This is a genomic window from Methylosinus sp. shoA (assembly GCF_059718125.1).
Map to the genome: position 1 here is coordinate 1,234,719 of NZ_AP046091.1, position 19,214 is coordinate 1,253,932.

The 19,214-nt window shown below is 66.3% G+C and carries 17 protein-coding genes; 6 read left to right on the forward strand and 11 right to left on the reverse strand.

From position 1 onward, the window contains the following. Positions 1–245 precede the first annotated feature (245 nt). From rplU to obgE, 4 genes are all read left to right on the forward strand, one after another. Positions 246–563: a 50S ribosomal protein L21 gene (rplU, locus tag AC6IW9_RS05585; protein ID WP_497769970.1), complete on the forward strand. Its 318-nt coding sequence runs from the start codon at positions 246–248 to the stop codon at positions 561–563. Positions 564–697: 134 nt separating this feature from the next. Then, complete coding sequence (gene rpmA / locus AC6IW9_RS05590) at positions 698–967, forward strand: 50S ribosomal protein L27 (protein ID WP_497769974.1); 270 nt, start codon at positions 698–700, stop codon at positions 965–967. A 200-nt stretch (positions 968–1,167) separates the two neighbouring features. Next, positions 1,168–1,770: a GNAT family N-acetyltransferase gene (locus tag AC6IW9_RS05595; protein WP_497769977.1), complete on the forward strand. Its 603-nt coding sequence runs from the start codon at positions 1,168–1,170 to the stop codon at positions 1,768–1,770. 10 nt (positions 1,771–1,780) lie between these two features. Beyond that, positions 1,781–2,842, forward strand: a complete 1,062-nt coding sequence (gene obgE / locus AC6IW9_RS05600; RefSeq protein WP_497769980.1) for a GTPase ObgE — start codon at positions 1,781–1,783, stop codon at positions 2,840–2,842. A gap of 33 nt (positions 2,843–2,875) precedes the next feature. Here the strand turns inward: obgE and argJ are convergent, their stop codons facing one another. Together argJ and AC6IW9_RS05610 are read right to left on the reverse strand one after the other, a co-directional pair. Beyond that, positions 2,876–4,123, reverse strand: a complete 1,248-nt coding sequence (argJ, locus tag AC6IW9_RS05605; protein ID WP_497769983.1) for a bifunctional glutamate N-acetyltransferase/amino-acid acetyltransferase ArgJ — start codon at positions 4,121–4,123, stop codon at positions 2,876–2,878. 87 nt (positions 4,124–4,210) lie between these two features. Further along, positions 4,211–5,092, reverse strand: a complete 882-nt coding sequence (locus tag AC6IW9_RS05610) for a peptidylprolyl isomerase (RefSeq protein ID WP_497769985.1) — start codon at positions 5,090–5,092, stop codon at positions 4,211–4,213. Positions 5,093–5,384: 292 nt separating this feature from the next. Here AC6IW9_RS05610 and AC6IW9_RS05615 point away from each other — a divergent pair, with 292 nt between their 5' ends. After that, positions 5,385–6,698, forward strand: coding sequence for an MFS transporter (locus AC6IW9_RS05615; protein ID WP_497769987.1), 1,314 nt, complete (start codon positions 5,385–5,387; stop codon positions 6,696–6,698). A 51-nt stretch (positions 6,699–6,749) separates the two neighbouring features. Here the strand turns inward: AC6IW9_RS05615 and AC6IW9_RS05620 are convergent, their stop codons facing one another. The 3 genes from AC6IW9_RS05620 to AC6IW9_RS05630 all read right to left on the reverse strand — a co-directional run bounded on the left by AC6IW9_RS05620 (position 6,750) and on the right by AC6IW9_RS05630 (position 10,968). Then, positions 6,750–9,683 carry a bifunctional [glutamine synthetase] adenylyltransferase/[glutamine synthetase]-adenylyl-L-tyrosine phosphorylase gene (locus AC6IW9_RS05620; RefSeq protein WP_497769991.1) on the reverse strand — a complete coding sequence of 978 codons (2,934 nt, stop codon included), beginning with the start codon at positions 9,681–9,683 and terminating at the stop codon, positions 6,750–6,752. 114 nt (positions 9,684–9,797) lie between these two features. Then, positions 9,798–10,355, reverse strand: coding sequence for a hypothetical protein (locus tag AC6IW9_RS05625; RefSeq protein ID WP_497769994.1), 558 nt, complete (start codon positions 10,353–10,355; stop codon positions 9,798–9,800). 175 nt (positions 10,356–10,530) lie between these two features. Then, a complete protein-coding gene (locus AC6IW9_RS05630; protein WP_497769997.1) occupies positions 10,531–10,968 on the reverse strand; it encodes a four-helix bundle copper-binding protein in 438 nt (145 codons plus the stop codon). Between the two features lie 151 nt (positions 10,969–11,119). On the opposite strand from AC6IW9_RS05630, the gene AC6IW9_RS05635 reads away from it, so the two are divergent. Continuing rightward, positions 11,120–11,836 carry an MgtC/SapB family protein gene (locus tag AC6IW9_RS05635; RefSeq protein ID WP_497770001.1) on the forward strand — a complete coding sequence of 239 codons (717 nt, stop codon included), beginning with the start codon at positions 11,120–11,122 and terminating at the stop codon, positions 11,834–11,836. 215 nt (positions 11,837–12,051) lie between these two features. Here the strand turns inward: AC6IW9_RS05635 and AC6IW9_RS05640 are convergent, their stop codons facing one another. The 6 genes from AC6IW9_RS05640 to rho form a co-directional block, all read right to left on the reverse strand. Next, positions 12,052–12,921, reverse strand: a complete 870-nt coding sequence (locus AC6IW9_RS05640; protein WP_497770004.1) for a ParB/RepB/Spo0J family partition protein — start codon at positions 12,919–12,921, stop codon at positions 12,052–12,054. A 38-nt stretch (positions 12,922–12,959) separates the two neighbouring features. Beyond that, on the reverse strand, positions 12,960–13,778 hold the full coding sequence (locus tag AC6IW9_RS05645) for a ParA family protein (protein WP_497770007.1): 819 nt from the start codon (positions 13,776–13,778) through the stop codon (positions 12,960–12,962). Position 13,779: 1 nt separating this feature from the next. Beyond that, the gene (rsmG, locus tag AC6IW9_RS05650; RefSeq protein WP_497770010.1) at positions 13,780–14,427 is read right to left on the reverse strand and encodes a 16S rRNA (guanine(527)-N(7))-methyltransferase RsmG; all 648 of its coding nucleotides are present in this window, start codon (positions 14,425–14,427) and stop codon (positions 13,780–13,782) included. Continuing rightward, positions 14,424–16,271: a tRNA uridine-5-carboxymethylaminomethyl(34) synthesis enzyme MnmG gene (mnmG, locus tag AC6IW9_RS05655; protein WP_497770014.1), complete on the reverse strand. Its 1,848-nt coding sequence runs from the start codon at positions 16,269–16,271 to the stop codon at positions 14,424–14,426. Before mnmG ends, rsmG begins: the two co-directional genes overlap by 4 nt. Positions 16,272–16,412: 141 nt before the next feature. Further along, positions 16,413–17,717 (reverse strand): tRNA uridine-5-carboxymethylaminomethyl(34) synthesis GTPase MnmE, encoded by a 1,305-nt coding sequence (gene mnmE, locus AC6IW9_RS05660; RefSeq protein WP_497772450.1) that lies wholly within the window; start codon positions 17,715–17,717, stop codon positions 16,413–16,415. A 61-nt stretch (positions 17,718–17,778) separates the two neighbouring features. Next, positions 17,779–19,047, reverse strand: coding sequence for a transcription termination factor Rho (gene rho / locus AC6IW9_RS05665; protein WP_497770017.1), 1,269 nt, complete (start codon positions 19,045–19,047; stop codon positions 17,779–17,781). Positions 19,048–19,214: the final 167 nt, after the last annotated feature.

Below are 19,214 nucleotides of genomic sequence, written 5' to 3' on the forward strand. Positions count from 1 at the left end.
CAATTTTCCATGCGGCCCAAAGGAGCGGCATGGAAAATTGACGGTTGGCGAGCGTGGGAAAAGGGAAGCCATTGACAATCCAGGCGCGCGCCGTTATCGGCTAATCTGCTTCGGCGCGGCGGTTTCGCCGCGTTTTTCTTTTGTCCGCGCGAGCGGCGAAGACCGAGGCTCCCAACCGGTCCAACTGCAAAGAAGCCGGCCGGCGGCCCTGCCGCCAGAGCCGGAACGAACACGGGAAAAACGAGATGTTCGCAGTCATCAGAACCGGCGGCAAGCAATATAGCGTGGCCGCCGGAGATACGATCACCGTCATGGCGCTCGACGGCGCCGCGGGCGACAAGGTGGTCTTCGACGAGGTTCTGTTCGTCGAGGCCGAGGGCGCGACCAAAATTGGCGCGCCGCGGGTCACGGGCGCGAGCGTGACCGGCGAGATCGCCGAGCAGACGCGCGGCCCCAAAACGATCTCCTTCAAGAAGCGCCGCCGCCAGAACTCCAAGCGTAAGCGCGGCCATCGCCAGGACCTGACCCTGGTGCGCATCACCGCCATAGAGGCGGGGGCCTGATCCGCGGACGTGGCGCTCCGCCAGCGGACGCGGTATAAGCATCGCAACGGCGTCCCTTCCAGGGGCGCGATCGGAATTTTTCCGCCGCAGGCCGCGACCCGGCCGACCGGCGGCGAGAAACGAGAGCAGGGACAATGGCTCACAAGAAAGCGGGCGGCTCCTCGCGCAATGGGCGCGATTCGGACGGCCGCCGTCTCGGCGTGAAGAAGTTCGGCGGCGAGTCCGTCGTCGGCGGCAATATCATCGTGCGCCAGCGCGGCACGAAATGGCATCCCGGCCGCAATGTCGGCATAGGCAAGGACCACACGCTGTTCGCCCTCGTCGAGGGCAAGGTCGAGTTCAAATCGACGAGGGGCCGCGCCTATGTGAACGTAGCCCCGGCCGCAGCCGCGGCAGCCGAATAGGCGGAGGATCGAGCAGCGAGCCTCCGCCGGCCTCCACTCCCGGCGGATCGACGCTTGCCTCAGGCCGAATGGCCGGGCTCCAGTTCTAGCGGACTTGGCGGAAAATCCGGAAAAAGGCCCCAAAGGGCCGATAAGGGGAGCGGGGCGCCGCTCCCCTTTCGTCATTTTCTGGGCGGATTCCGGTCCCCGAGGAGCCTTTCATGTTTCCGGAAATTGCGCGCGACGACATCTTCCGGCTCGAGACCGAACGGCTGTGGCTGCGCTGGCCGCGCGCCGCCGATGCAACGGCTTTCTGCCGGCTCGCCGGCGACCCCGAGGTCGCCGGCAAGACCGCCCGCATCCCCTATCCTTACGAGCCGCGGGACGCGGAGAGTTTCATCCTCGCCGCGCGCGCCGCGAATGCGAGCGGCGCAGGGCTCTGCCTCGTCCTGACGCTGAAGCGCCAGCCGAACGAGGCGATCGGCGCGGTGGAATTGCTCGGCTCGGCGCCGCGGGGAGCCGCCGCGCTCGGCTTCTGGCTCGGGCGGCCTTATTGGGGCCAGGGCCTGATGAGCGAGGCGGTCGGGGCGTTCGTCGACCTCGCCTTCGGCTTCACCAGCATCGAGCGCATCGTCTCCTCCGTGCTGCGGTCCAACGCCGCCTCGCTGCGCGTGCACGAGGCGATGGGCTTCGTCCATATGGGACGCGGCCTCGTTTCGGCGCCGGCGCGCGGCGGCGAGGTGGAGGCGGAACTCCTGGAGTTGCGCCGCGGCGCGATCCCCACCAGTTTCGCTTCGCGGCGTCCCCGGCTCAAATCGACGTGAGCACAAGCAAATGAAGTTTCTGGACCAGGCCAAGATCTATGTGCGCTCGGGCGACGGCGGAGCCGGCTGCATCTCTTTCCGGCGCGAGAAATTCATCGAGTTCGGCGGGCCGGACGGCGGCGACGGCGGCCGCGGCGGCGATGTCGTCGCGGTCTGCGTCGACGGGCTCAACACGCTGATCGACTATCGCTATCAGCAGCATTTCAAGGCCAGGACCGGCACGCACGGCATGGGCAAGAACCGCGCCGGCGCCAAGGGCGCGGACGCTGTTCTGAAGGTCCCCGTCGGCACCCAGATTTTCGAGGAGGACGAAGAGACGCTGATCGCCGATCTGACCGAGGTCGGGCAGACCGCGGTGATCGCGCGCGGCGGCAATGGCGGCTTCGGCAATCTGCATTTCACCACCTCGACCAATCGCGCCCCGCGCCGCGCCAATCCCGGCCAGCCCGGCGTCGAGCGCACCATCATCCTGCGATTGAAGCTCATCGCCGACGCCGGGCTGATCGGCCTGCCCAACGCCGGCAAATCGACCTTTCTGGCGAGCGTCTCCGCCGCCAAGCCGAAGATCGCCGATTATCCCTTCACGACGCTCTATCCGGGCCTCGGCGTGGTGCGCGTCGACGATCGCGAATTCGTGCTCGCCGATATTCCCGGGCTGATCGAGGGCGCGCATGAGGGACATGGGCTCGGCGACCGCTTCCTCGGCCATGTCGAGCGCTGCCGGGCGCTGCTGCATCTCGTCGACGCGACCGGCGAACATGCGGGACGCGACTACAAGATCGTGCGGCGCGAGCTTTCCGCCTATGGCGCTGGGCTCGACGAGAAGCGCGAGATCGTCGCTCTGTCGAAGATCGACGCCGTCGATCCCGAGCATTTGAAAAAGCAGAAGGAGCGGCTGAAACGCGCCATGGCGAGATGGGGACCGGCCGGCGAAGAGCGACGCCCGCTGCTCCTCTTGTCGGCGGCGACAGGCGCTGGAGTAACCGAGGCGCTGCGCGGGCTGGCGGCAGCGCGCGAAGAGGCTCGGCAAGGCAAAACGCCCGCCGAGCCGGCGCCCGCCTGGACGCCGTGACGCTTCGAGGCGAGCCTTCGGGCTCGCTCGCCGTCAGCTCCGATAGTCGCCGTTGATCGCGACATAGTCCTTGGTGAGATCGCAGGTCCACACGCGCGCGGAGCCCTTGCCGAGGCCGAGGTCGACGCGCAGCGCGATCTCGGCGCGCTTCATGATCTCCGAGACCTGCGCCTCGTCATAATCGGGATCGCGCTGGCCCTTGTGAGCGACGCGCACGCCGCCGAACCAGATGGCGAGCTTGTCGCGGTCGGCGGCCTCGCCCGCCTTGCCGACCGCCATCACCACACGGCCCCAATTGGCGTCCTCGCCGGCGATGGCCGTCTTCACCAGCGGCGAATTGGCGATGGAGAGCGCAATGCGCCGGGCCGCGGTTGCGCTCTCGGCGCCGTTCACCGTCACCTCGACGAATTTGCGCGCGCCTTCGCCGTCCTTCACCACCTGATGGGCGAGATCGAGCAGAACCTCGTCGAGCGCCCGGCGGAAATCGGCGAGCGCCCGGTCGCCGGGCGTCTCGATCCAGGGCGTCCCGCGCCGACGCGCCGCACCGGTGGCGAAGAGCAGCAGCGTGTCGGAGGTGGACGTGTCGCTGTCGACCGTGATGCTGTTGAACGAGCCGCGCACCGAGCGCGAGAGCAGAGCCTGCAGCACGGGCGCGGCGACCGGCGCGTCGGTGAAGACGAAGGACAGCATGGTTGCCATGTCCGGCGCGATCATGCCGGCGCCCTTGGCGATTCCGGCGATGCGAACTTCCGCGTCGCCGAGCCGCGCCACGCGCGTCGAGAGCTTGGGATAGGTGTCGGTGGTCATGATGGCGGCGGCCGCCTCGCGCCAGGCGCCGGGCCGCGCGTCCTGCGCGAGCTTGTCCATCACGCCGTCGAATTTCGAGGCGTCGAGCGGCTCGCCGATGACACCGGTCGAGGCGAGGAACACCTGCTTCTCCGGCACGCCCACGGCCGCAGCCACGAGCTTGGCCGAGGCTTTCACCGCCTCCTTGCCGGCCTTGCCGGTGAAGGCGTTGGCGTTTCCAGAATTGACGAGCAGCGCCCGCGCCTTGCCGTCCTCGATCCGCGAGCGGCACCAGTCGACCGGCGCCGACGGGCATTTCGACCGCGTGAACACGCCGGCGACTTGCGTCCCCGGATCGAGCAGCGCGAGCAGCACGTCGGTGCGGCCGGCGTAGCGAACGCCCGCCTGCCCGACCGCGAAGCGGACGCCGTCGATGGGGGGAATGTCGGGATAGGTCTCGGGGGCGAGCGGCGAAACAGGAGCGGCCTTGGCCATGGCGGAATATTCGTCCGTGTGCAATGCGCGGAAGGAAGCCGGCAGTCGGGTGGCCGGCGGGCGAAAGACCGACCGCCGGCCGCTATGTTACTTCTTCTTCTCGGCCGGCTTTTTTTCTTCCGGCTTGGCCGCGGGCTTCGCGTCCGCCGGCGGCTCGGTCCGTTCGATCTTGGCGCCTTCGCGCAGCTGGACGATCAGGTCCGACTGCGCCTTTTGCGCGACATAGCGGGAAACCTGGTCGCGCACCTGGTCGAGCGGCGGAAACACCTTCGGACGCTTCTCGTCGAGCTTGATGACGTGCCAGCCGAACTGCGTCTTCACCGGATCGGAGATCTGGCCGGGCTCGAGCTTATAGGCCGCATCGGCGAATTCCGTCACCATGCGGTCCTTGGTGAACCAGCCGAGGTCGCCGCCCCTCGCGCCCGGGTCCTTCGAAATCTCGTCGGCCACCTTGCCGAAGTCCTCGCCGGACTTCACGCGCTTCAGAGCGGCCTTCGCCTCGTCCTCGGTCGGCACCAGAATGTGATGGGCGTGGACCTCGGTCTCGGGCTTCTGGTTCTTGGCGGCCTCGTCATAAGTCTTCTTGATCGCGTCCTCGGTCACCGCATCCTTGGCGACCTTGCCGAGCAGCGATTCCATCAGCGCCTTGTCGCGCAGATAAGCGAGCTTCTTGGCGAAATCGGGCGTCTCGCCGAGCTTGTCGCGCTGCGCCTTCTGCACCACGAGCTGCTCGTCGATCAAAAAGTCCAGAACATAATTCTCGCGGGCCTTGCCCTCCAATTGCCGCGGCAGGCCGGCGGCGAGATCGTCGAGAGCGACTTTCACATCGTCCTCTGTGATGTCGACGCCATTGACTTTGGCGAGAACCTTGGCCTGCGCCGGAAAGGCGCCGGCCGCGAGCAGAATGCTGACGCCGAGCGCGACGACGGCCCCCCGGCCGCGAAGACGCTTGGTCTCGAGGTGAGGCATATTGGTCTCCAACAAAAGAGCGACAGGCCGAAGAGCCTGTCGCGACGGCGTTCCACTAGAACAAGTCCGCAGAAAGTGGAACCTGGAATTTTGAAAAGCGGCGCGGACGATCGCCGGTCGGCTCTTTTATAGGGTCGGCCGTTGACGCTGCTGCAACATTCCAATCGCGAGAGATTCGACCGATTTCGAGGCCTCGCTTGCGCCCGGCGTGCGGACGCGGCTACGAGAGCTTCACTCTCGAGCGTCCCGATTCTCCGAGGCTTTTTCGAGACGCGCAATCGAAGGATTCGACATGAACGTCGTGGTGGCGCTCCACGCCGATGATCCGTCGGAAGCCGAGGAGCGGCGCGCCTACGCCAAGGTGACGCGGCGCGTGCTGCCGCTGCTCTTCCTCTGCTATGTCCTCGCCTATCTCGATCGCGTGAATGTGAGCTTCGCCAAGCTGCAGATGCTGGGCGATCTGAAATTCGGCGAGGCGGTCTACGGCCTCGGGGCCGGCGTGTTCTTCATCGGCTATTTTCTCTTCGAGATTCCCAGCAATCTGATTCTTCATCGCGTCGGCGCGCGGCTCTGGATCGCACGGATCATGATTTCCTGGGGGCTCGTATCGGCCGCGACCCTGTTCGTGACGACGCCGGCGATGTTCTACGCCATGCGCTTCCTGCTCGGGGCGGCCGAGGCGGGCTTCTTCCCCGGCGTCATTTTCTATCTCACCCATTGGTACCCGGCGGCCCGGCGCGGCCGAATCACGGCGCTGTTCATGACGGCCGTGCCGGCGGCCGGCGTGTTGGGCGGCCCGCTCTCGGGCTGGATCCTCGAGAGCTTTTCAGGCGTGCTCAGCCTCGCCGGATGGCAATGGCTGTTCCTGCTCGAGGGGCTCCCTTCCATCCTCGCCGGCGCGGCCGTGCTGCTTGCTCTCGAGGACCGGATCGCCGATGCGGCCTGGCTCTCCGAGAGGGAAAAGACGCTGCTGAGCGGCCGGCTCGCAACCGAGGCGCCTCACGCCGCCGCCCTCCATTCCTTTCGCGAAGCGATCGCAAACGCCCGGATGTGGGTCCTGAGCCTCGTCTATTTCGGCGTCGCCATGGGTCTCTATGGCGTCGGCTTCTGGCTGCCGACGCTGGTCGCGGCGACGGGCGTGACGAGCGCGCTGCGCATCGGCCTGCTGTCGGCCGTGCCCTCTGCGGTCGCGAGCGTCGCGATGGTCCTCGTCGGCTGGAGCGCGGACAGGTGCGGTGAACGCCGCCGGCATATCGCCCTTTCTTGCGCGGTCGGCGCCGTCGGCCTCGCGCTGAGCGCGGTCTATGCGGCGGAGACGACGCCGGCGCTCCTGGCGCTGACCGCAGCGAGCGCGGGCATCCTGTCGGCGCTGCCATTGTTCTGGAGCCTGCCGACCGCTTTTCTGCGCGGCGCGGCCGCAGCCGGCGGCATCGCGTTCATCAACTCGCTCGGCAATCTGGCCGGCTTCGCGAGCCCCTATATGGTCGGCCTCGTCAAGGAGCTGACCAACAGCACGAATGCCGCCGTCTATACGCTGGCGGCTTTCCTGGCGCTGAGCGGACTTCTCGTCCTCGCCTGCATCCCGAAGCGCCTCGTCGATCGCTGACGTCCTCGAGGGCGAGGCGGACCTCGGACGGCGAACGCGTCCCGGCGCCTGTCACGATCCGACAATGGCGGAGAACAGCTCGCGGACGCGCGTCTGCGTGTCCACGAGATGCGCCTCCAAATGCTTCATGTCCGGCGCTTCGCCAGCGCGCAGCAGCAGGTCGAACAGACCGCGCGGCGCCTGCTGCGGATCGAAATCCTGGTCGATGGCGAGGCGCAGCGATTGCGTGAGGCCCTGATAGAGGCGCGCCGCCCCGATCAGCGTCTCCGCCGCGCCCGGCTCGATCAGGCCGAGACGCACGAGGCGCTCCAGCGCGAGACCGGTCGTCGTGACGAGAACCTCGGGATGCGCACGCGCATGGCGCAGCAGCAGATATTGCGCGATGAACTCGACGTCGATCAGCCCGCCCGGCGCCTGCTTCAAATCCCAGACGCTCTTCGCCGGCTTCTCCCGCTCGAGGCGTCTACGCATGTCGAGCACGTCGGCCCTCAGCTTCTCGGCGTCGCGCGCGCCGGTCAGCGCTGTGCGGATCGCCGCCTCGACCCGCTCGGCGAAACCGCCCGGCCCGGCGACGACGCGCGCGCGGGTCAGCGCCATATGCTCCCAGGTCCAGGCCTCCTCGGCGTGATAATCCTCGAAGGCGCGCAGGCTGACCGCGAGCGGCCCCTTGCTGCCGGAGGGACGCAGGCGAAAATCGACCTCGTAGAGAAGCCCCTGCGCCATGGGCGCGGAGAGCGCCGCGATGAGCCTCTGCGTGAGCCGCGCATAATAAGAGGACGCCGCGAGCGGCCGCGCGCCGTTCGACTCGGCGAGCGCATCGGCGTCGTAGAGCAGCATCAGATCGAGATCGGAGGCCGCGGTCATCTCGTGTCCGCCGAGCTTGCCGAGCGCGACGACGGCGACGCGCGCCTGCTCGATCTCGCCATGCGCCTGCGCGAATTCGGCCGAGACGCGGGCCATCAGCGCGGCGATCAAAGTCTCGGCAAGGCGCGCATAGGCGACGCCGGCCTCGGCGACCGACAATGCGCCGGTCAATATGCGTACGCCGATGAGGAACTTCTGCTCCTGTCCGAAGATGCGCGCGCGATCCAGCGTCTCCTCATAGGAGCGCGCTTGCGCGAGGCTGCGATCCAGCGCCGCCGCGAGTTCCTTCTCCTCCGGCAAATGGCCGAAAAAAGCCGGCTCCAGCAGCGCGTCCAGCACACGCGGACGGCGGGAGATGGTGGCGGCGAGCTTCGGCGCCGTGCCGAGGATCGCGGTGAGCAGATGCAGGAGCCGCGGCTGCGACACCAGCACGGAGAACAGCTGCACGCCCGCCGGAAGCCCCGCGAGCAGACGATCGAAGGCCAGGAACGCCTGATCGGGATTGTCGGTCGAAGTCAGCGCTTCGAGCAGGGCGGGCGTGAGTTCGGTCAGGCGCTCGCGCGCCTTCGTCGAGCGCGTCGCGGCGTAGCGGCCGAAATGCCAGCCGCGGATCGTCTCGGTCACCGTCTTCGGCCGCGCGAAACCGAGCTGCGCCAAAGTCTCGAGCGTATCCGGATCGTCCTCGCCGCCGGTGAAGACGAGATTGCCGAGATCCGAGGAGAGGGGCGGCGCGCTCTCGAACAGACGAGCGTAGTGCCCCTGCACTTTCGCCAACCGATCGAGGAGAGCGGCGGAGAAAGCGTCGAGCGTGGAAAAATCCATCATGCGGGCGATGCGCAGCGCTTCGGTTGCGTCGCTCGGCAGCGCATGGGTCTGACGGTCGGCGACCATTTGGATGCGATGCTCGACGTCGCGCAGGAAGAGATAGGCGTCGGAAAGATCGTCGCGCACCGGCGCCTCGATCCAGCCGGCGGCGACCAGCGCGTCGAGCATGGGCAGAGTGGCGCGACCGCGGAGATCCGGATTGCGCCCGCCGATAATGAGCTGCTGCGTCTGGACGAAGAACTCGATCTCGCGAATGCCGCCCCGGCCGAGCTTGACGTCATGGCCGAGCACTGCGATTTCGCCATGGCCCTTGAAGGCGTGAATCTGCCGCTTGATCGAATGCACGTCGGCGATGGCCGCGAAATCGAAATTCTTGCGCCAGACGAACGGCGCGAGCTCGCCGAGAAATTCCTCGCCGGCGAGCCGGTCTCCCGCCGCGGCGCGCGCCTTGATGAAGGCGGCGCGCTCCCAGTTCTGGCCCATGCTCTCATAATAGGAGAAGGCCGCTTCTAGCGGGATGGCGATCGGAGTCGCGCCGGGATCGGGCCGCAGGCGCAGATCGGCGCGGAACACATAGCCGTCGGGCGTGATCTCGCTGACGATGCGCACGACGCGCTTGGTCAGCTTGACGAAGAGATCGACGTCCTCCTCCGGCCGGGTGAGCCGAGCGCGGCGGCGGTCGAACAGAACGATGAGATCGATATCGGAAGAATAATTCAGCTCATGGGCGCCCTGCTTGCCCATGGCGAGAAAGATCCAGCCGCAGCCGCGCTCCGGCGCGCGCTGGTCATAGAGCTCGAGCTTCCCCGCCGCCGCGGCCTCGCGCAAAGTGAAGACGATCGCCGCCGAGAGAGCGGCGTCGGCAAGACGCGTCAGCGCTGTGGTCGTTTCGAGCGTGGTCCACGCCTTGGAGAGGTCGGCGAGGCCGATGAGCAGCGCCGCTTCCTGTTTCGTGAGGCGCAGCGCGCGTATCAGCTCGGCTTCGCTTCCCGCGCCCTCGCGCATCCTCTCGATGAGTCTCGCCAGGCTCTGCGCCGGATCGGCGGCGAGGAGGCGGGCGAGGCGCGCCGGATCGCGTGCGGCGAGGTCGGTCAGGAAAGGCGAGGAGCCGAACACGCCCTCGAGCAGAGCGACGGCCTCGGGCCGCTCAGCGAGGATCGGAGCGAGCGCGCCGTCGGCGTCGCGCTCGCGCACGCGGGCGAGGGCCGTCTGCGCCTGCGCGCGATCGACAGGATCGACCATTCGGCGCGCAAGGTCGAGGAGCGCGCCCGTATCGGGCGCATCGATCGGCGTCATGGGCTCCGCGCATCCTCCCGGCGCAATTCATGAGCGGCGAATTCGCAGCTTTGCGCTCTCTTCGCCATGCTCGCGCGGAAGGCCGGACAGGGTCAAGCCCGGACGCCGGCCGCGTCAGACCGACTGCGGTCGCCGCTCGCGCAGGAACACCATCGCCGCGATCGCCATCAGCACGACGATGATCAGCAGGATCATCAGCGTCGATTCCTCGAGCCAGGCGATGGCCGGCACGCCGAGCGCGAGAATGACGCCGACCAGCGATACGCGCCAGGCGTCGGCGTGAACGCCGGCCGTGAAGGAGCCGAGCGCCAGCACTGTCAGAACGGTGAGCGCGCTCGCATCCGTATTCATCATGCGGCTCACATCGCCGATGAAGACGAGGAGCATGGCCGCCAGAACCGCGCCCCAATGGAGGATCTGCGTGCGCACGAGACGCCATTTGGCCTCGGCGTCATCGGCCTCGCGCCAGCCGGCGACGACGCTGACGACGCCATAGATCGGCGCGAGGACGACCCAATAAGTGGTCATCCCCTGGCGCGTGATGCTCGTATAGGCGACGCCGAACAGCGCCAGCGCCAGCATGACGAAATAGGGCCACTGGCGAAGCAGGAAGGAGGTGAAGGAATCGAGCCGCGCCGGCGGCGCGACGAATTCTCGCGCGTGATCGATCATGGGCGCCCACTCCGCAGTGACGGCCGCAGCCGTTTCGAAGATGCCACGAACGACGACCGGCGCGTCCTTCGAGATGTAATCTCGATTGGCCGCCGCCGCCGTTCCGCCAAAACAGAGATAGGAGGCGAGCGACCCGAATCGAGACGCGCGGCGCGCGTCTCGAAGCCGTCCGCTGTCAGGCGGCGACTTTGCGGCACTCGTCCGCGCAAGCCTGGCAGGCCTCGCCGCAGGCCTTGCACTCGGCGATGGCCGGGAACTTGTCGCATTCTTTCTTGCAGGCCGTGCACACATCGGCGACGACCTTGGCGAAGGCGGGAGTGAAAGCCGAATTGGTGCCGGCGAGCTTGGCCAGCGCGCCGCAAGCGGCGACGAGGTCATAGGTCGCCTTGGTGCAGGCGCCCATGCTGGCGTCGTTCGTCGCCAGCATCTCGAAGCAGTGGCGCAGACAGTCCTCGCCCGTGCTGGCGCATTTCGTGCTCGACTCGAGCAGGGCCTTATATTTGGCGCCATGCTTGTGGTGAGCATGTGGATCCTCTCCCGCCGCGAAGGCGGACGAGGCGGCTGTAGCTGCGGCGAGCGCGCCGAAGGCGGTTACGAATTCACGACGCTCCATGAAATTCCCCCTTAATCGGAAACGACTTCTGCAAACTAAGCATTCAACGGAAAGAATCAATCGGATTACGCCTGCGCCCAGCGGAAATCGTTCCAAAATCATGTCACTGTGACCCCCGGACGACAGCCGCACTGGCGACGGGGGTGAAAATATGACGGCGATCTCGAGCTTCGACTCCGCAGAGTTCGTTAATACTCTGGTTTCATTAAGTGCTGCCCTGTTCCTCGGCACGCTGATCGGCGCGGAGCGCCAATATCGCCAGCGCACGGCGGGACTACGCACCAATGCTCTGGTCGCGCTCGGGGCGGCGGCCTTCGTCGATCTCGGCCTGCGGCTCAACGGCAACGTCGGCGCAACTCAGGTGCTGGCCTATATCGCTTCGGGCGTCGGCTTTCTCGGCGCCGGCGTCATCATCAAGGACGGCGGCAATATCACCGGGCTCAACACGGCGGCGACGATCTGGTGCTCGGCGGTGACGGGCGCCTTCGCCGGCGCCGATCACGCGGCCGAGGCGGTGGCGATGGCGGCCTTCACTCTCGCCGGCAACATGTTCCTGCGCCCGCTCGTGCATCTCATCGAGCGCGCGCCACTCGACGAGCGCGCGACCGAGGCGATCTATCGCATGCATGTCACGGTCAGCCAGACGCGACGCGACGCGTTACGCGATCTCATCGTCGAGAAGCTCGAAGCTGCGAATTATCCGGTGAGGGAAGTCGAGGAGCTGGAGCGCGGCGAAGGAGAAGTCGAGCTGGTGGCGACATTGACGGCGATCAGCGTCGACCCGAAAGAACTCGACGCCGTCGCCGCCGATCTCGGCAAGATCGCCGGCGTCGAGCATGCGAGCTGGACAGCGCAGACGACCGAGTGAGATCACGCGAAATCTCGACGCGCCCTCCTTCTCCCACTCGTGGGAGAAGGTGGCCCCGCGAAGCCGGATCGGATGAGGGCCGTCGCGCTCGCGTCGATTTCATAGGTCGTGAGAGGGGTCTGATGGTCCGAAACAGCGCCAGTCTTCAAGCGCCCTCATCCGACCTCGCTTCGCGAGGCCACTCCCGCGAGCAGGGAAGGAACACGCCCTTCGAATCACCCCGTCAACCGCCGGCACAGCCCATCCAGCTGCTCCAGCGTCGCATAACGAATACGCAGCTCGCCGGACTCCCCGCGATGCTGAATGGTCACATGCAGGCCGAGGGCGTCGGTCAGCATTTTCTCGATCGCGATCGTGTCGGCGTCCTTCTCGACGCGCGACTTGCGAGGTTTCGACTCGCCGGCGCCGGATTCACGCTGCGCCAGCTGCTCGACGTCGCGCACCGTCAGACCTTCGGCCACGACCTTGCGGGCGACTGCATCCGGGTCGTCGACCGAGAGCAGCGCGCGCGCATGGCCGGCGGAAATCGCGCCGTCGCTGACGAGCCGGCGCGTCGTCTCCGGCAGATTGAGCAGACGGATCGTATTGGCGACATGAGAGCGACTCTTGCCGATGATGCGCGCGAGCTCGCTCTGTGAATAGCCGAACTCGCCGCTCAGCCGCTCGTAGCCACGCGCCTCCTCGATCGCATTGAGATCGGCGCGCTGCACATTCTCGATGATGGCGAGCTCCAGCGCCTCGCGATCGTCGGCCTCGAGCGCCAGCACGGGGACATCGGAGAGATTGGCGAGCTGGGCGGCGCGCCAGCGGCGCTCGCCGGCGATGATCTCATAGGCGTCGGCGACTCCGGGAACGGTGCGGACGAGGATCGGCTGAATGATTCCCTTCTCGCGGATCGAGGCGGCGAGGTCGGCGAGGTCTTCCTCGCCGAAAGCGACGCGCGGATTGCGCGGATTGGGCCGCAAGAATTCGATCGGAATCTTGCGCTGGCCGCGCGCCCGCTCCAGCGCCGGCGTCTCCTCGCCGGCCTCTCCGATGAGGGCGGCGAGGCCCCGCCCCAGCCGCGTGCGAACTTCCTCGGCCATTTTCCTGGTCGCCTCTTTCGGTCCAGCGGCGCCGCGCGTCAGGCGGCGCGCAGCTGTTTCTCGCGCTGGATCACTTCCGTCGCGAGCTTCAGATAGGCTTGGCTGCCGCTGCATTTGAGATCATAGAGCAACACCGGCTTGCCATAGGACGGCGCCTCCGACACGCGCACATTGCGCGGGATCACCGTGTCATAGACTTTGTCGCCCATGAAGCGCCGCACATCGGCGACCACCTGGGTCGCGAGATTGTTGCGCGGGTCGAACATGGTCAGCACGATGCCGTGGATGGTGAGCCGGGCGTTCAAAGTCTTCTTGACCTGATCGACCGTCGACAGCAGCTGCGACAAGCCTTCGAGCGCGAAGAATTCGCATTGCAGCGGCACGACGACAGAATCGGCGCTCGCCAGCGCATTGATGGTCAGCAGATTGAGCGAAGGCGGGCAGTCGACCAGCACATAAGTGAAGGGCGGAACCTGCTCGTGACGCTCGGCCGCCATCAGCTCGGCGATGGCGCGCTTCAAGCGAAAGGCGCGATCCTTGTCGCCGGCGATCTGCAGCTCGACGCCGAGCAGATCGAGCGTCGAGGGCGCGATCGAGAGACGCGGAACGGCGGTGGCGACGATCGCCTCGGCGAGGCTGCTCTCGCCGAGCAGCACGTCATAGGTGGAGATTTTGCGCGCCTTGCGGTCGACGCCGAGGCCGGTCGAGGCGTTGCCCTGCGGATCGAGATCGATCACCAGGACGGTCTCGCCCACCGCGGCGAGCGCCGTGCCGAGATTGATGGCGGTGGTCGTCTTGCCGACGCCGCCTTTCTGATTCGCCAACACCAAAATGCGGGGCCGAGGAACTTCGGTCACGTCAGGCTCCAAAATCCCGCGCAATGGCGATGATGCGTCCGGACGAATGCGTGCGGCTCGCAAATGTTCTGACTTGGAAACTATCTGCGACGTTCGAGTCGGTCAATTCGGCGGCCCAATCTTCGCCTTTCGGAAACACGCCGACGGTGTTTTTCAACAAGAGTTCGCGCGACCAGTCGACGAGTTGCGACAGCGGGGCCAGCGCGCGGGCAGTGACGGCGGCCACGCGGCCCTCGAGCGAGGGCAACACCGATTCGATTCGCCCGAGATGCACTTCCGCCGGCGCCCCTGTTTCACGTGAAACGGCGCGCAGGAAGGAGACCTTGCGTTGGTCGCTCTCGATCAGATGAACCCGCGCCCCGGGCCGGTCTTTCAGACAGATCGCCAGGACCATTCCGGGAAAGCCCGCGCCGGAGCCGAGATCGGCCCACGTCTCGATGTTCGGGAAGGATTCGAGGATTTGCGCCGAATCGGCGAAATGGCGGGTCCATATTTTGGAAAGCGTTCCCGCCGCGACGAGATTGGTGGATTTCTGCCATTTGCGCAGCAAAGCGTCATAGGTCTCGAATTCGCGAATATGAGTGCGCAATGCCGGCGCGAGAGCCAGCGCCTCGTCGCGATCGCGGGCGGCGTCGCGACCCATCGTCATTCCCGTCGTGCCCGCGTCGCGAGCAGAGTGAGCGCCGCCGGCGTGATCCCTTCGATCCGCTGCGCCTGCCCGAGCGTACGTGGCCGCAGGAAGGCGAGCTTGGCCTGCAGCTCCGCCGACAAACCGCCGATCTGGCAATAATCGAGCGTCGCCGGTAGCCTCAATTGCTCGTCGCGGCGATAGGCGTCGATATCGGAGGTCTGCCGCTCGAGATAGACGGCGTAACGCGCGTCGATCTCGACCCGCGCCGCCGTCTCGGGGTCGATCGAACGGAGCTCGGGCCAGATGTCGCAGAGACGCGCGAGATCAATATCGGGATGAGAGAGAAGCACAAAGGCGCTGCGCCGCTGACCGTCCTGGTTGATCGGCAGGCCCCGCCGGGCCGCCGACGCCGACGTGAGCGTCAACTCGTTCAGCAAGGCCCTTGCGCGCTCGAGCCGGCCGATCCGATCCGCGAAGACGGCGGCGCGCGCGGCGCCGACACAGCCGAAAGCGAGACCTCGCGTGGTCAGCCGCTCGTCCGCATTATCGGCGCGCAGCGACAGGCGATATTCGGCCCGCGAGGTGAACATGCGATAGGGCTCGCTGACCCCACGCGTGACGAGGTCGTCGATCATCACGCCGAGATAGGCCTCGGCGCGATCGAAGATGATCGGCGCGCGGCCGGCGACGCGCGCGGCGGCGTTCAGCCCGGCGACGATCCCTTGCGCCGCCGCCTCTTCATAGCCGGTCGTGCCATTGATCTGGCCGGCGAAGAACAGGCCCTCGATCTTCTTCGTCTCGAGGCTGGCGCCGAGCTCGCGCGGATCGACGAAATCATATTCGATCGCATAGCCGGGCCGCAAAATGCGCGCCTGCTCCAACCCCTCTATGCCGTGAATGAAGCGGTGCTGAACCTCTTCCGGCAGAGAGGTGGAAATTCCATTCGGATAGACCGTGTCGTCGTCCAGCCCTTCGGGCTCCAGAAAAATCTGATGGGCCTCGCGATCGCCGAAACGCGTCACCTTATCTTCGATCGAGGGGCAATAGCGCGGACCGGGGCCGGAAATCGCGCCGTTGCGCAGAGGCGAGCGATCGAGATTGTCGAGAATGACCCGATGCGCCGCAGCATTGGTGCGGGTGATGTGGCAGTCGATCTGCGGATTGACGATTTTTCGTGTGAGAAAGGAGAAAGGCTCCGGCGTCTCGTCGCCGGCCTGCCGCTCCAGCCGCTCCCAGGCGATGGTCTTGCCGTCGAGCCGTGGCGGCGTGCCGGTCTTCAAGCGGCGCGTCGTAAAACCGATTCGGCGCAAATCTTCGGCGAGGCCGATCGACGGCCGCTCGCCCATCCGGCCCGCGGGAGTTCTCGTCTCCCCGATGTGGATGACGCCGTTCAAGAATGTGCCGGTGGTCAGCACGACGGCGCCGGCGCGCAGGATAGCGCCGCCGATGTCGACGCCGCACGCCCGGCCGTGCTCGACGACGAGCCCTTCCGCCGAGCCTTCGATGATGTCGAGCCCCGGGATCGCGGCGATCGCCGCCTGCATGGCGGCGCGATAGAGCTTACGGTCCGCCTGGGCGCGCGGGCCGCGCACGGCGGGGCCCTTGGAACGATTGAGCAAGCGGAATTGAATGCCGGCGGCGTCGGCGACGCGGCCCATGAGTCCGTCGAGCGCGTCGATCTCGCGGACGAGCTGGCCCTTGCCCAATCCCCCGATCGCCGGATTGCAGGACATGGCGCCGATGGTCTCGCGCGACTGGGTGACGAGCGCCGTCGCCGCGCCGAGCCGGGCGGCGGTGGCCGCAGCCTCGCAGCCGGCGTGCCCGCCGCCGATCACGATGACGTCATAGGATGAACGGTTCATGTTCGACTGATCCCGAATTTTCCTCTATTGCGAGGAGCGAGTCGACGAAGCGGTCGAGAGCCCGCCCCGTGGCTCTGAATTGCTTCGCTTCGCTCGCAATGACATGCCCTGGCCGACTGTTTCACGTGAAACAGTCCCGTCTTACTTCCCGATGCAGAATTGGGCGAAGATGGCATCCAGCACATCCTCCACATCGACCGCGCCGACGATGCGGCCGAGCGCCCGCAATGCGCCACGCAAATCCTCTGCGACAATCTCGAGCGGCTTCCCTGCCTGGAGACTCGCGCGAAGGCCGGCTGCCGCTTCCTGCGCCAGGCGCCTGTGTCGCTCGCGGGTGAGCAGAGCGCTGGACCCGTCGCCGAGGCGCTGCTCGGCGCGTCGCCGAATGTCGGCGATCAGAGCCTCAATTCCAAGCCCCGTCTTCGCCGAAACAGCAAGATCCGCCGCGCCCGGCGCACAAATATCCGATTTCGTCGCCACGACGACGCAATTCGCCCCTCCTGCGATCTCCCAGGCCGGTGGCGCAGCCCCGCCTTCGGAGAGCCAGAGCAGGAGATCGGCCTCGCCGATCCGCGCCCGCGTGCGCGCAACGCCCAATCGCTCGATCTCATCTTCCGTCTCGCGCAGTCCTGCGGTGTCGACCAGAGTGACCGGAAATCCGCCGAGATCCAGGTGAACTTCAATCATGTCCCGAGTCGTGCCCGGAATAGCCGAAACGATCGCCACATCGCGCCGCGCCAGCGCATTCAGCAAAGTCGATTTGCCGGAATTCGGCGGGCCGAGCAGCAGGACCAGAAGACCCTCGCGCAGCCGCTCCGCCGCCGGCGCCTGTCGCGCATGCTCTTCCATCTCCCGAATCAGAGGCTCGAGCAGGGGACGCAATGTCTCCGCGGGATCGCGCACATCGCCCTCGTCGGAAAAATCCAGCTCTGCCTCGACCAATGCAGAGGCGCGGATCAGCGTGCTCCGCCAATCCTCGACGCGCCGCCGCAATCCCCCGGCCAAGGCCTGCAGCGCCTGACGCCGCTGGAACGCCGTCTCCGCATCGATGAGATCGGCGAGGCCTTCGACCTGCGACAGGTCCATCTTGCCATTGGCGAAGCTGCGCCGTGCGAATTCTCCCGGCTGCGCCGGCCGCAATCCGAAAGCGTCGGCCAAAATAGTGGATATTTCGTCGATGACGGCGCATCCGCCATGAATCTGCAACTCGGCATAATCCTCTCCGGTCGGCGATCGCTCGGCCGGAAAAAACAACATCAGCCCCTGGTCGATGGTCTCGCCGGAGCGCGGGTCACGAAAATGAGTGTAATGCGCTACGCGCGGACGTGGCGCGAGCCCGCCGATCGCTTCCACGGCAGGCAGAACATCGGACCCGGACAGGCGAATTACGGCGATCGCCGCGCGGCCTGCGCCTGTAGCCAAGGCAAAGATCGTGTCGGACACGATCGGCACGCTCACGCACCTCTTGCAGGGGCGGAGCAAAATGCTCCGCGCCGCTATGCGCCCCTCATGTATTCATCGATTCGAAGAAAGCGGCGTTGCCCTTCGGCGTCTCGCGGAGCTTGCCGAGCAGAAACTCGATGGCGTCGACCGTGCCCATCGGATTGAGGATGCGGCGCAACACATACATCTTCTTCAGGATATCCGACGGCACCAGCAACTCCTCCTTGCGCGTGCCGGAGCGAGTGATGTCGATCGCCGGGAACACGCGCTTGTCGGAGACCTTGCGGTCGAGAATGATCTCCGAATTGCCGGTGCCTTTGAACTCTTCGAAGATCACCTCGTCCATGCGCGAGCCCGTGTCGATCAGCGCCGTGGCGATGATGGTCAGCGAGCCTCCCTCTTCGATGTTGCGCGCGGCGCCGAAGAAGCGCTTCGGCCGCTGCAGGGCGTTGGCGTCGACGCCGCCGGTCAGCACCTTGCCGGAAGAGGGAACGACCGTATTGTAGGCGCGGCCGAGGCGAGTGATGGAGTCGAGCAGGATCACCACGTCGCGCCGGTGCTCGACGAGGCGCTTGGCCTTCTCGATCACCATTTCGGCGACCTGAACATGGCGCACCGCCGGCTCGTCGAAGGTCGAGGACACGACTTCGCCGCGCACAGAGCGCTGCATGTCGGTCACCTCCTCTGGACGCTCGTCGATCAGCAGCACGATCAGATAGCATTCCGGATGATTGGTGGTGATCGATTGCGCGATGTTCTGCAGCAGCACGGTCTTGCCGGTGCGCGGCGGCGCGACGACCAGCGCGCGCTGGCCCTTGCCGATCGGCGCGACGAGATCGATGACGCGGGCGGACAAATCCTTGCGGGTCGGATCCTCGATCTCGAGCTTCAGCCGCTCGTCGGGATAGAGCGGCGTGAGATTATCGAAGGGGACCTTGTGGCGGATTTTCTCCGGATCCTCGAAATTGATCGAATTGACCTTGAGCAGCGCGAAATAGCGCTCGCCCTCCTTCGGGCTGCGGATCATGCCCTCGACCGTGTCGCCGGTGCGCAGGCCGAAGCGACGGATCTGCGAAGGCGAGACATAAATGTCGTCGGGCCCGGCGAGATAATTGGCGTCCGGCGAGCGCAGAAAGCCGAACCCGTCCTGCAGCACTTCGACGACGCCTTCGCCGACAATCTCGACGTCGCGGCCGGCGAATTGCTTCAGAATGGCGAACAGCAGTTCCTGCCGCCGCATGAGCGAGGCGTTCTCGACTTCATGCTCCTCGGCGAAGGCGAGAAGCTCGGCAGCGGACTTGGACTTCAAGTCCTGAAGCTTGATTTCCCCCATGTGGGACAATCCTCGACGAAATTTTCACGGCAGGTGAGTGAGGCTGTGGGACGCGGCAGATGAGGGCGGGAAGGAAAGTCCCGGAGCGCCGGTCGTGTTCCGGCTGTCGTCTGAACGACGATCTGCCTGAGGTGAGCGCTTCAGCAATTAATCCGTTTCGCCCGGGA